At 61.6% G+C, this 12,960-nt stretch carries 11 protein-coding genes and 1 pseudogene; 9 read left to right on the top strand and 3 right to left on the bottom strand.

The genetic code is table 11. From position 1 onward, the window contains the following. Window positions 1–47: 47 nt before the first annotated feature. Window positions 48–866 (bottom strand): ABC transporter substrate-binding protein, encoded by an 819-nt coding sequence (locus PQR42_RS15735; protein WP_408386697.1) that lies wholly within the window; start codon window positions 864–866, stop codon window positions 48–50. A gap of 181 nt (window positions 867–1,047) precedes the next feature. After that, window positions 1,048–2,370, bottom strand: coding sequence for an LLM class flavin-dependent oxidoreductase (locus tag PQR42_RS15730; RefSeq protein WP_408386698.1), 1,323 nt, complete (start codon window positions 2,368–2,370; stop codon window positions 1,048–1,050). A gap of 242 nt (window positions 2,371–2,612) precedes the next feature. Between PQR42_RS15730 and PQR42_RS15725 the strand changes: the two genes are divergently transcribed. The 8 genes from PQR42_RS15725 (at window position 2,613) to PQR42_RS15690 (ending at window position 9,904) form a co-directional block, all read left to right on the top strand. Further along, a complete protein-coding gene (locus tag PQR42_RS15725; RefSeq protein ID WP_408386700.1) occupies window positions 2,613–3,392 on the top strand; it encodes a GntR family transcriptional regulator in 780 nt (259 codons plus the stop codon). Then, window positions 3,389–5,122, top strand: a complete 1,734-nt coding sequence (locus PQR42_RS15720) for a fumarate reductase/succinate dehydrogenase flavoprotein subunit (RefSeq protein ID WP_408205591.1) — start codon at window positions 3,389–3,391, stop codon at window positions 5,120–5,122. The genes PQR42_RS15725 and PQR42_RS15720 overlap by 4 nt, the downstream gene beginning before the upstream one ends. Before the next feature lie 9 nt (window positions 5,123–5,131). Beyond that, a complete protein-coding gene (locus PQR42_RS15715; RefSeq protein ID WP_134463961.1) occupies window positions 5,132–5,377 on the top strand; it encodes a 4Fe-4S dicluster domain-containing protein in 246 nt (81 codons plus the stop codon). Between the two features lie 66 nt (window positions 5,378–5,443). Next, a complete protein-coding gene (locus PQR42_RS15710; protein WP_408386703.1) occupies window positions 5,444–6,874 on the top strand; it encodes an ABC transporter substrate-binding protein in 1,431 nt (476 codons plus the stop codon). A 49-nt stretch (window positions 6,875–6,923) separates the two neighbouring features. Then, window positions 6,924–7,778, top strand: coding sequence for an ABC transporter permease (locus PQR42_RS15705; protein ID WP_408386705.1), 855 nt, complete (start codon window positions 6,924–6,926; stop codon window positions 7,776–7,778). After that, a complete protein-coding gene (locus PQR42_RS15700; protein ID WP_408386707.1) occupies window positions 7,775–8,566 on the top strand; it encodes an ABC transporter ATP-binding protein in 792 nt (263 codons plus the stop codon). Before PQR42_RS15705 ends, PQR42_RS15700 begins: the two co-directional genes overlap by 4 nt. 64 nt (window positions 8,567–8,630) lie before the next feature. Then, window positions 8,631–9,629, top strand: coding sequence for a HEAT repeat domain-containing protein (locus tag PQR42_RS15695; protein WP_408386709.1), 999 nt, complete (start codon window positions 8,631–8,633; stop codon window positions 9,627–9,629). Then, window positions 9,626–9,904, top strand: coding sequence for a DUF971 domain-containing protein (locus PQR42_RS15690; RefSeq protein ID WP_408386711.1), 279 nt, complete (start codon window positions 9,626–9,628; stop codon window positions 9,902–9,904). Before PQR42_RS15695 ends, PQR42_RS15690 begins: the two co-directional genes overlap by 4 nt. Before the next feature lie 64 nt (window positions 9,905–9,968). Here the strand turns inward: PQR42_RS15690 and PQR42_RS15685 are convergent. Then, window positions 9,969–10,160 (bottom strand): annotated as a pseudogene (locus PQR42_RS15685) (hypothetical protein); the annotation flags it as partial. Between the two features lie 183 nt (window positions 10,161–10,343). Between PQR42_RS15685 and PQR42_RS15680 the strand changes: the two are divergent. Beyond that, window positions 10,344–12,641, top strand: a complete 2,298-nt coding sequence (locus tag PQR42_RS15680; protein WP_408386713.1) for a hypothetical protein — start codon at window positions 10,344–10,346, stop codon at window positions 12,639–12,641. Window positions 12,642–12,960 lie beyond the last annotated feature (319 nt).

Genomic DNA, 12,960 nt, shown 5'->3' with positions numbered 1-12,960 from the left:
TCGAGTCATGACCGGGCCGTATTCAGGCGCTTGCAAAGCGACGTACATCAGCTCTTTTGCGGGTCGCCGATCTTGAACAAACGCGGCAGCGGCGCGGCGCTTGTCGGGCCGAACCAGGTGTCGTAAATCTTGCCGGCCGTGCCTTTGGCCTCGAGATCCTTCAACGTCTCGTTGACGACATCGAGCAGTCGCGTCTCGCCCTTCGGCACACCCACACCTTCGTAGTCGTTGGAGATCGTGAACGGCGGGATCTCGTAGTTCGCCTTGTCCGGCACTTTCGCCAGCAACGCGACGAGCTTCGGCCCGTCTTGCGTGATCGCCTGCACGTTGCCCGTGCGCAGCGCGGCGAATGCGAACGGCGTGTCGTCGTAAGCGACGATCGTGGCGCCCGGGAATTGCGCCCGTACCTGCTGTTCGTTGGTCGTGCCTTTATCCGCGCCGATCCGCAACCCGTTCAGCTGCTGCGGTGAACTGAGCGTGCCCTTCTTCGCGATGAACTGCGTGCCGGACGCAAAATACGGGGTGCTGAAATCGACTTCTTTCTTGCGATCGTCCGTGATCGTGAAGTTGGCGAACACCAGATCCACCTTGCCCGACTTCAGGAAGGCGATGCGGTTGGCCGGATTGGTCGGCTGGATATCGAGCTTGACGCCGAGCCGGGCCGCGAGCGCACGCGCATAGTCGATGTCGAGCCCGACGATCTGGTTGTTCTTCGGATCGACAAAGCCGAACGGCGGATTGCTGTCGAACGCGGCAACACGCAGCACGCCCGCTTTCTTGATGTCGTCGAGACGATCCGCGTGCGCGGCCGTGGACATGATGAGCAGACTTCCGGCAATCACTGCCCCAAGCACTCTGAAATTCATAGCGGTGGTTTCCTGTTGTTCTTGATGGTCCGCGCAAGACGTCGATCGACGTTGCTCTTGTGCGTGAACCACTCACTCTACCAACGCTTGCGGGCAGAACAAACGAAGCAATTTTCAGGTGCTAAGCGGCGAATGTCATATCGCGCCTCTGGAACAACCGCATCAATGGGAGCGCCTCACATCAAGCAGGAAAGAACCGGTTTGCAGGCCGCGGCAAACCGAGATTCTCGCGCAGCGTCACGCCTTCATATTCGCGCCGGAACAGTCCTCGCTTCTGCAATTCAGGAATGACTTTATCGACGAAGTCATCGAGACCGGCGGGAAGATGCGAGAACATCACATTGAACCCGTCCGAGCCCTCCTCCACCAACCACTGCTCCATCTGATCCGCGATCATCGCAGCCGTGCCGACCATCTCCAGTCCCGAGTAACCGCCGATCCGCTGCGCGAGTTGACGAATCGTCAGCCTGTCGCGCTGCGCCCGGTCGACCACTCTTTGCCGCGAGGTACGGCTCGCATTGGTCTCGGGGATGTCGGGCAGCGGTCCGTCGGGATCCAAGCCGGACACGTCGTGCCCCAAGGCGATCGACAACGAAGCAAGGCCGCTCTCGTAGTGAACGAACGTGTCGAGCCGCGCGCGCGTTTCCTGTGCCTCGTCCAATGTATCGCCGACCACCACGAAGGCAGCCGGAAGTATCTTCATATGATCCCGTGAACGCCCGAGCTTTTCCATGCGGCCTTTCACATCGGCGTAGAAGCGCTTTCCGTCTTCGAGCCGGCTCTGCGCGGTGAACACCACCTCGGCGGTTTCGGCCGCGATCTGCCGCCCCGCTTCGGATGAACCCGCCTGCACGATGACCGGCCAGCCCTGAATGGGACGCGCGATATTCAACGGCCCACGCACCGAGAAGTTCTCGCTCTTATAGTTCAATACATGCAGTTTTTGCGGATCGAAAAATGTGCCGGTCGCCGTATCGCGGATAAAGGCGTCGTCGGCCCAACTGTCCCAGAGGCCGGTGACCACATCGAAGAACTCGCGGGCACGCCGATAGCGTTCGTCATGCTCGACATGCTCGTCGAGGCCGAAATTGAGCGCGGCGTCCGGGTTCGACGTCGTCACGAGATTCCACCCCGCGCGGCCGCCGCTGATGTGGTCGAGCGAGGCGAAACGCCGGGCGACGTGATAAGGCGCGTCGAACGTGGTGGACGCCGTGGCGACCAGCCCTAGTCTTTCGGTTACCGCCGCCAGAGCGGGCAACAGCGTCAGCGGTTCGAAAGACGTCACCGTGTGGCTGTGCTTGAGCGCATCGAGCGGCATATTGAGCACCGCCAGATGGTCGGCCATGAAGAACGCATCGAAGCGGCCGCGTTCGAGCGTCTGCGCGAAACGCTTCAGATGCCCGAAATTGAAATTGGCGTCCGCATAGGCGCCGGGATAGCGCCATGCGCCGGTATGAATTGTCGTGGGGCGCATGAAAGCGCCGAGGCGAAGCTGACGTGACATGTGCCGCTCTCCATCGCAAACAAGGTCGAGCCAGTTTAATCGCGCTTCGCCGCGGCTGCTTGCAGGCGGTTCGCGGGTCATTCCCACTCCCGGCCGCCGTGCCGCACGGATGCGCGCCGACATCAGTCCCAAACGCGTCCCTGAAGAAATACAAAGCACAAAATCTTCGTTCGCCCGGCAGGACTCCATCACTAGACTGTGATTCAACTTGTCATAACAAGTACAGACAACCCCGCAAAACCATGACGAAATCCGACCCCGCCAACGTGCTGCCGCTTGCCGCTCCGCCGCTCTACGAGCAGATCAAGACGGAGTTGCGCGCGCGCATTCTGAACGGCACATATGCGGCCCATTCGCAGATGCCGTCCGAAAACGATCTGTGCGCGATGTTCGATGTCAGCCGCATCACCGTGCGACAAGCCCTCGGCGATCTGCAGAAGGAAGGCCTTGTCTTCAAGCTTCACGGCAAGGGCACCTTCGTTTCCAAGCCGAAAGCCTTCCAGAACGTCAGCGCGCTGCAAGGCTTCGCCGAAGCGATGTCGTCGATGGGATATGAAATCGTCAACCAGCTCAAGCACATCCGTTTCATTCCGGCCACCGCGCAGATCGCTCAGCGCCTTGAGTTGCCCGAGGGCGCGAAAGTGGCCGAGATCCATCGGGTGCGCCTGCTCAATCGCGAACCTGTATCGCTAGAAATTACATGGGTGCCGGAAGCACTGGGCAAACGCCTCGCCAACGCGGACCTCGTCACGCGCGACATCTTTCTGATTCTCGAGAACGATTGCGCCGTGCCGCTCGGCCACGCGGACGTCTCCATCGACGCCATTCTCGCCGACGAAGACATCGTCGAAGCACTGAACGTCGAGGAAGGCAGCCCGGTGCTGCGAATCGAACGTCTCACGCATAGTGCGGACGGCACGCCGATCGACTACGAATACCTCTATTTCCGCGGCGATGCGTTTCAGTACCGCTTTCGCATCGATCGTCAGAAAGAGAAGAAGAGCACAAGGAAGACGAAATGAATACACATGTGATCGAGTACGACCTGGTCGTCGTGGGCGGCGGCACGGCCGGTCCAATGGCTGCCGTCAAGGCCAGGGAACAGAATCCGAACCTCAGGGTATTGCTGCTGGAAAAGGCCAACGTCAAACGCAGCGGCGCGATTTCGATGGGCATGGATGGCCTGAACAACGCCATCATCCCAGGTCACGCGACGCCCGAGCAGTACACGCGGGAAATCACCATCGCGAACGACGGCATTGTCGATCAGTCGGCCGTCTACGCTTACGCGCGGCACAGCTTCAAGACCATCGAGGAACTCGACCGCTGGGGCGTGAAGTTCGAGAAAGACGGCACCGGCGACTATGCCGTCAAGAAAGTGCATCACATGGGCTCTTATGTCCTGCCGATGCCGGAAGGCCACGACATCAAGAAAGTGCTGTACCGGCAGCTCAAACGCGCGCGCATTGCGATCACCAATCGGATCGTGGTCACTCGCGTGCTGACCGATGCGCAAGGGCGCGCCTGCGGCGTGCTGGGCTTCGATTGCCGTACGGCCGATTTCTACGTGGTGCGCGCAAAGGCGGTGATTCTCTGCTGCGGAGCGGCGGGCCGGCTCGGCTTGCCATCGTCGGGATACCTGATGGGCACCTACGAGAATCCCACCAACGCCGGCGACGGCTACGCGATGGCCTATCACGCCGGCGCCGCGCTGGCGAATCTCGAGTGCTTCCAGATCAACCCGCTGATCAAGGACTACAACGGCCCGGCTTGCGCCTACGTGACGGGACCGCTCGGCGGGTTTACGGCGAACGGCAAGGGTGAACGCTTCATCGAGTGCGATTACTGGAGCGGCCAGATGATGTGGGAGTTCTATCAGGAACTGCAGAGCGGCAACGGCCCGGTGTTTCTGAAGCTCGACCATCTCGCGGAAGAAACCATTCAGACCATCGAGCAGATCCTGCATACGAACGAGCGGCCGAGCCGCGGACGTTTTCATGCGGGACGCGGTACCGACTATCGCGAGCAGATGATCGAGATGCACATCTCCGAGATCGGTTTTTGCAGCGGTCATAGCGCATCCGGCGTGTATGTGAACGAGCGAGCGGAAACCACGGTTGCGGGCCTCTATGCCGCCGGCGACATGGCCGCCGTGCCGCACAACTACATGCTCGGCGCGTTTACCTATGGCTGGTTCGCGGGCCACAACGCCGCGCAATACGTCGAGGGCCGCGAGCACGCCGCGCTGGACGATGAGCAGATCGACGCCGAGCGCTCGCGCATCTACGCACCGCTTGAACGCGACACAGGACTCGCGCCGGCGCAAGTCGAATACAAACTGCGCCGCATGGTGAACGACTATCTGCAACCGCCCAAAGTCACGCGAAAGATGGAAATCGGCCAGCAACGTTTTGCCGAAATCGCCGACGACATCGGCCGGATCAAGGCCGACAACCCACACGAACTGATGCGCGCCGCCGAAGTGCGGGCGATTCGCGACTGCGCCGAAATGGCCGCGCATGCTTCGCTGTATCGCACGGAAAGCCGGTGGGGGCTGTATCACCATCGGGTCGATTATCCGCAGCGCAACGACGCGGAATGGTTTTGCCACACGCATCTGCGCAAAGACGCAACGGGTCGCATGAGCAGCGAAAAACGGGCCGTCGAACCCTACGTGGTGCCGCTCGACGCTCACGACAGTCACGCCTATCAGAACCTGCGCATCGGCGAGCCCGCGCTTGCCGACGCCTGAGGAACCACCATGCCGACGACACCGCACGACATTTTCCAACGCAGCGCCGCGCCCGTCACGATCGACGAGGACAAGTGCATTGCCGACAAAGGCTGCACTGTCTGCGTGGATGTCTGCCCGCTCGACCTGCTCGCGATCGATCTGAGCAAGGGCAAGGCCTATATGAAGTTCGACGAATGCTGGTACTGCATGCCTTGCGAAAAAGATTGCCCGACCGATGCGGTCAGGGTCGAGATTCCGTATCTGCTGCGGTAATGACGAAACCATCGCGACGAACCATCCACTTTGAAGCACGGCTGCTTATCAACCGGGATTTAACTCATGAATATCCGTCATCTGCTTGCCACGACGCTCCTCGCGAGCGGCCTGCTGGCGCTCACCACTAGCGCCGTGCGCGCCGAGACCATCCGCATTGCGATCGGCACTCAGGACACGACGATCAATTGCGCCACCGGCGGCCTGCTGATCCGCGAACTGAATCTGCTCGACAAGTACCTGCCGCACGACGGCAAGTACAAGGACGTCAAATACGACGTGCAATGGAAGGACTTCACGTCCGGCGCGCCGATCACCAACGAGATGGTCGCGGGCAAGCTCGACTTCGGATCGATGGCGGACTTTCCAGGTTCCTTGAACGGCACGGCGTTCCAGAAGGCGGGTAAGAAGAGCGTGTTCATCACCGTGCTCTCGGGCAGCATCGAGGGCAGCGGCAACGGCATCGTCGTGCCGGACGACTCGCCGATCCACTCGGTCGTCGACCTGAAAGGCAAGACGATTTCCGTGCCGTTCGCTTCGGCGGCACACGGCATGCTGCTGCGGGCCGTCAAGGCACAAGGCTGGAATCCCGACACCGACGTGAACATCATCACGCAGTCGCCTGAAGTGGCCGGCAGCGCGTTGAAGGCTCATAAGATCGATGCGCATGCCGACTTCGTGCCGTTCGCCGAACTGTTCCCGTTCCGCGGCTTTGCGCGCAAGATTTACGACGGCGCGCAGACGCATGCGCCGACCTTCCACGGCACGCTGGTCGACGCGGACTATGCGAAGCGCTATCCGGAAGTCGTGGTCGCCTATTTGCGCGCGGTGATCGAAGCCAACCAGTTGTTCGCGCAAGATCCGGAGAAGTACAGTCAATTGATCCAGAAAGTGACCGGCATCGACGCCGAAGTCAACTATCTGTTTCACGGGCCGCTCGGTCTGCAAACGCGCGATCTGACGTGGAAGCCCGAATACCGTCAGGCGACGGTCACGGCGATCAGCACGCTCAAGCTGCTGAAGAAGACCGACGTCGATCTGGATGTGAACACCTTCATCGACGATCGCTATATCCGTGAAGCGTTCAAGCAATCCGGCCTGAACTACGACGCGGCGCTCAAGTACTACGCGAAGCAGCCGCTCGTCGCCAACGACGCGCAAACCGGCAAACACATCACCGATCTGCGCGGCGTGACACAGGTCTGGGTCGATGGCGAAGGCAAGGTGCGCGACTATGCATCGGCTCAAGAAGCGTTCGCCGTGGTCAATACGCTCGAACAAGGCGGCAAGAAAGTGCGCGTCGTGTACATCCAGGATCATTCGAGCGGACTGAAACTCTTCGCCAATCAGGCGTGGTACGTGAAGGACGCCAAGGGCAATCTCGCCGGATTCCTCCTGAAAGAAAACGCGGATAGCTACGCGAAGCAGGTGAACGGCAATGTCGTGGATTTCGCCGCCGCCAAAACCGACGCGACACAGGCCGTCGCGGCGCGCTGACCGATAGCTCGCAGCGTGCACTGACGCGCATTATTCAGGAGAGTCTTGGATGTCAGCCATTCTTGAAGCAACCGACAGCGCAAGCATCCGGCGCGGCGCTCCCGATCAGCGAATCTGGAGACCGGCACGCCTTATCCGCGCGTTGGCCAGGATCGCCGCCGTTCTGGCGTGTGTGGGCATCTGGCAAGTGCTCGCCGAATATCATGTCTCGTTCGGCTTCGTGACCTTCGCCAATGTGCCCGCGCCGAGCGATGTCGTGCCGGCGGCATGGGCCCTGCTCCACTCGCCGAAGCTGCCGATGCATCTGCTCGCGAGCCTCATGCGCGTGCTGGTGGGATTCGTCGCGGCGAGCGTCGTGGGCATTGGACTCGGGCTCGCTATCGGCCGCTATCGCGCGTTCGAAGACACCTTGCTGCCGCCGCTCGAAGTGTTACGGCCGATTCCCGCGGTCGCGTGGATCCCGCTCGCCATCCTGATGTTTTCTTCGTCGGAGATGAGCATGATGTTCATCACCTTTATCGGCGCGCTGTTTCCGATCCTGCTCAACACGATCCACGGCGTGGAAGGCGTCGATCCGCGGCTGGTCGCGACGGCGCGTTCGCTCGGCACGCGAGGCGGCGCGCTGTTCAGCGAGGTGATCCTGCCCGGCGCCGCGCCCGCCATCGTCACGGGCCTGTCGATCGGCATGGGCACCGCGTGGTTCTGCCTGGTGAGCGCCGAGATGATCGCGGGCCAATACGGGATCGGCTATTTCACATGGGAGTCGTACACGTTGCAGAACTATGCGGACATCGTCGTCGGCATGCTGCTGATCGGCGCGTTGGGCATGGGCAGCAGCCTGCTGGTGCGGCGCGCCGGCCTCGCGTTGATACCGTGGTACCGGATGGAGGCGTCGCAGCGATGAGTACGCAATTGCAATCGAAACCGGCGGGACGCATCGACGTGCGGACTCTGAGCGTGGAAGTGGGCCTGCGCGAGCAGCGTTTCACCGCGCTCGATCAACTCGACTTCAGCGTCGAACCCGGCGAATTCGTCTGCGTGCTGGGACCGTCGGGATGCGGTAAATCCACCCTGCTGGCCGCGCTCGCCGGTCATGTAAAGGCCAGCGCGGGCGAGATCGCCGTCGACGGCGAACGGGTGTTGCGCCCTCACCCTGAACGCGGCCTCGTGTTTCAGCAGCACACCCTGTTTCCATGGAAGCGCGTGATCGACAACGTCGCGTTCGGTCTGAAGATGCAGGGCCTCGCCGCCGACGAGCGGCGCCGCCAGGCGAGCGATCTGCTCGATCTGGTCGGCCTGAGCGGATTCGGCACACGCTATCCGGCGCAGTTGTCGGGCGGCATGCAGCAGCGCGTGGAAATCGCGCGCGCGCTGATCAACCGGCCGCGCGTGCTGCTGATGGACGAGCCGTTCGGCGCGCTCGACGCGCAAACGCGCCGCATGATGCAGGCCTTGCTACTCGACGTGTGGACCCAGGTCCCCACGACCGTGCTGTTCGTCACGCACGATATCGACGAAGCGCTGTTCCTCGCCGACCGCATTCTCGTGCTGTCGCAGCGGCCCGCGCGCATCGTCGCCGACCTGCGCGTGACGTTGCCGCGTCCGCGCGACGACGAGACCACGACCGATGCGCAATTCGTCGAGATCAAGCGGCGCTGCCTCGCGTTGCTGCGCGAAGCGGCGGCGGCATGACAGGTTTCGTCTACTTTACTTGCGTCATGGCCCTATCCGTTCCACTCCAGACATCACTTCATTCATGACCGATATCTCGCTTCCGCTGACGTTCGACCCCGACTCTCTCGATCCGGAAGCCGCCGAACTGCTGCCGCGTTTGACATCCACGGACGCCGCCGTGCGCCGCATCGCCCTGCTGGCGCTCGCCGACCTCGAGGACGAAACCGTGCTCGAACCGATTGTCGCCGCCTTGCGTCACGACACGTCTTCGGAAGTTCGCGCGCAGGCCGCCCAGGTGCTTGGTGCGTGGGAACGTGCCGATGCGGTCGAGGCGCTCTGCGAGGCGCTAGTGGATCCAGAAGACGAGGTACGCGAAGCGGCCGCGCAAAGTCTGTCCGGTTTGAAGGACCCACAATCAGGGCCGCTGCTCGCAGCCTGGAGCACGCATCAGGATCCGTTCGTGCGCCAGGCCGTGCTTCGCGGACTACGTGAATTGCGCTATGCGGGCGCACTGGAACCGGCGCTGGACGCACTGACAGCGAGCGAGGACCTCGTGCGGCTCGAGGCCGTGAGCGTGCTCGGCTGGCTGAAAAGCGAGCGCGCTCTCGGGCCGCTGACCAGCATCGCCACGCATGATCCGAATGCCGCCGTGCGGCGCGCGGCGATCGGCGCGTTGGGCATCGGCGCGGCGTCGACCGAAGACACCGTTGTCGCGTTGCTGGGCGCCCTACGCGATGCCGCATGGCAGGTCCGTGAAGAAGCGGCGGCCACGCTCGGCAAACTGCGCGCGACGGCCGCGCGCAATGCGCTGATCGAGGCGCTCGATGACGACTACTGGCAAGTCCGGCTGCAAGCGGTCCGTGCCTTGGGCAAACTACGCGACGCAAGCACAAGCGCGGCGGTCGCATCGCTGTTGACGCACGCGATCAGCAATTTGCGCAAGGAAGCAGCCTTGTCGCTCGGCGAACTGGGCGACGCGGCGTCGCTGCCAGCCTTGCAGGCGGCCGCGACGGATCCCGATCCGGAAGTCCGCAAGGCGGCGCGGATCGCCTTGACTCAAATCGAAAGCACACAGCGATGAACGCCCCTCAACAGATCACGGTCCACGCCGCGAGCGGGCGATTGTCCCTGACGTGGGATGACGGACGCACGCAATCGATCGACAACACAACGTTGAGAGAGCGCTGCCCTTGCTCGACATGCCGCCGGCTGGCGCATACGGGCGAGGCGCGACTGGATTCGCCGCGTATCGCGATCGTCGACATGCAGCCGATGGGCTACGGCATGCAGATCGTGTTCAGCGACGGGCACGCGCAAGGGATTTATCCGTGGGAATATCTGAAGAGAATAGATTGAATGCAGGCGTCAAGGCCGATCGATTAGGACCTGACCCAAGTGCTTTCATCAATAGTTGCGTCGATCAGCCACGCGATCGACGGATGAAAAACAGTTCACGCCCTGTCCATGGCGCTTTCAGAGCGGGTAACAACTGGGCGAATTCGCGCTTCACTACGCCATAACATTCGCACACACGCTTTTCGATTCCCGGCCTATCCAACACCTCAATGTGGTCATGGCTGTAGCGAATCAAACCCGCGTCCTGCGGTTTCAGAATGGAACACCCCGAGCAATGGGCGCCGCTGCTGGAACGCTGCCAGTAAGGTGCGCCCGATGCCGCGCTTTGGCGCGAAGAGTCCCGGCACACCCTTCTGGCCGATCGTTTTTCGAAATGCCAGCGTGCGGCAGCCTTATCCGGGCGCGCAGCACAAATCCTTCAGCACGTTATCGGTGCCGCATGAACAGCTACCGCCACGAAAATCCGCAGAAGCACACCCTACCCTTACCGCGCACGCGCGGCCATGCCGCCGATCTAACCCTGTCGAGCCGCGCACTGCAGCTCGGGACGGCATGCCCTCAATTGACTGAAAAGGATGACACCATGAGCGTGAACCTGCAACCTGTCACCGGCCAGGAAGTCCTCTGGGGCGACATGAAACCTACGCCGAATCAGCTCAAGCTGATCAACGCGAGTCCGACCTTCGTCTCGGATATCCATGAAGCAGATGAACGAATCAAGAGCGGCGCGTACCGGCCTATTGCGGTGATCAGCGACTCGTATACGCAATTTGATCCGGTTCGCAAACAAGTCATCTTGACTCCGCAATTGCTCAATGATGACGATACTGAGCTGCTCGGAACCTTGTCTCACGAGCTAAGCCATTTTCTCGACGATCCCAAAGAGAGGGCATTCGCACAAAATTACGGTGTCAATCCCCGCGATCCGGACGCATATAACCAGGCGGCCACGAGGTATATAAGAGCCCAGGCTGTAGCGGAAGGCAATCAATGGAAGATCGCTCGGGAAGTCGAGCAGAACACAGCGACGCCAGATCGGCCGGGGACAAAGCTCACAGGAGCTGGTTCATCAGCGCTCTTCCCATATTTCGACGAAGCCTACGCAAAGAACACCAACGCTGGTCTTACGGAAACGCAAATCCAGAACCGGCTCATCTCCAGCTTCATGGGATCTTTCGCGAACATTCCGAGTGATGTCGGCGCCGGCAGCGAGTACAACGCTGACGGCAGCATGAGCGGATCCGCGCCTATCGAACCCGGCCAACCGACGGTTCACTACAACAGCGACGATCACGGCGACATCACGTCAATGACCGAGACGTGGCCGTCCGGCGACGTGTCCACACAGACCTTCAAGGATGGCAAGCGCCTGCAATCGCAGACAGTCGACTCGCAAGGCAAGCCGTTGCGGACGGCCAACTACTCATACTACCGCCCTGACGGCAGCTATGGCGTCAACGTAACGGACGGTGGCGGAAAGACGATTCAGCAGAGCGACTTCAACGCCGACGGTTCCGGCACTGAGCGCGGCTACCGTCCGGACGGCTCGCGCATGGAAACGCAATTCGGCCCCACCATGAAAGGGGAAGATGCGTTCTTCTCCGCGGAAAACCGGACCAAGCTGATGACGCAGTACGACTCCCAAGGCCGGGAAACCCAAAAAGACTATTTCGACCCCAACGAGGGAGTCGACACGAATCAAGTCGTAACACGTCCGAACGGCAGCAAGACGCTGTATTCATTCAACGATCAGGGCAAGATCGGCTTGCAGAGCGACTACGACGCCAAGGGAAACCCTGTTGACAAGTACCGTTACGATCCCGGCTCGGGACGGGTTTCGTCACACACGCATTACAACCAGGACGGCAGCCGCACGCTGGATTCGGTGCGCGCCGATGGAAACGGCACGCGCGTGACCATCAAGAAGGACGGCAACCGGTCCGTGGAGCAGCCCATGACGTTCAGCGCGACGGATCAGCAGGCGTTCAAGGAGCACAGCGAGCGCGCGGCGAAGATTGCACCGCCGCAGCCGGTCGGTGCGGAAACAGCACTCGGTGGTCAGAACAACTACTACGATCCAGGCAACAACCGCCTGACCAATCAGGACATCACCCATCCGGATGGCAGCAAGACGAGCTATGCGTACAACGACCAGAACCTGGTGGGATACGAGCAGAACTTCGACAAAAACGGGCGCATTGTCTCCGCCAGGCATTACGTCCCGGCAGGAGGGCCGGATGTGATCGTCCAGTACGCTCCGGACGGCAGCCGCCAGGTCATGAGGCCCAACAACGGGCAACCGGTGGTCGAACACTACAACGCAGACAACCAGCTGACGCGGAAACAGATGATGGGCGGCGGTGAGACCGAGACAGACGATTACGATCCGCTGTCCGGCCGCGTTGGGGACACGACCGTGCGGAAGCCGGACGGCGGCCATTCCGTCTATTCATACAACGATCTCGGCAACGTGGGCGAGAAGTTCGACTACGATTCGAAGGGCCAACCAACCGCTTCCATCGCCTTCGACCGCAACGAAGGCACGGGCACGCTCACGATGGTCGACTACAACGGGGACGGTAGCCGCAATGTCACAAAGGTTGATCGTTCTGGCGCACGGGCCTATACCGTCGGCAGCGATGGGCAGATCTCCGCCACGCAGTCTCGCCCACTGACTTCGGCCGACCACGCAGCCTTGAATCGATGGATGTGGAGCGCGGGCATGACAACGGGTTAGGCCGGGACGCAGCCGCAGGCACAACAGACTGCTCCGGTAGCGCCAGACGCCACCGCCGGGCAGTCCGCCTCGTCAGGTGCAAACGGTTCCGCTGATCAAGCGGCGCCTGCATCGACCGCTGATGCAGGCCAGAACGCTTCCTTCGACACTGACGCCTAACCCGGCACTCCGCTAATGTGCCGCCGCCAAGCCGCTCCGTATAGCGGCGTGGTGGCGGCCCGTGCGCGGACTCGATTGAGCGTCGCGCGCTAGCGGGTCGTGGCGTCGCCGAGCTGACTGGCGCCGGAGTGAGTTCTTTGGGGAGCTTGCCGTCACGGCG

This window comes from Paraburkholderia sediminicola (genome assembly GCF_046027355.1).
GTDB classification, from domain to species: Bacteria; Pseudomonadota; Gammaproteobacteria; order Burkholderiales; family Burkholderiaceae; genus Paraburkholderia; species Paraburkholderia sediminicola_B.
The sequence above is the reverse complement of the archived record's forward strand: the minus strand, read 5'-3'. Positions and strand labels throughout refer to the sequence as shown.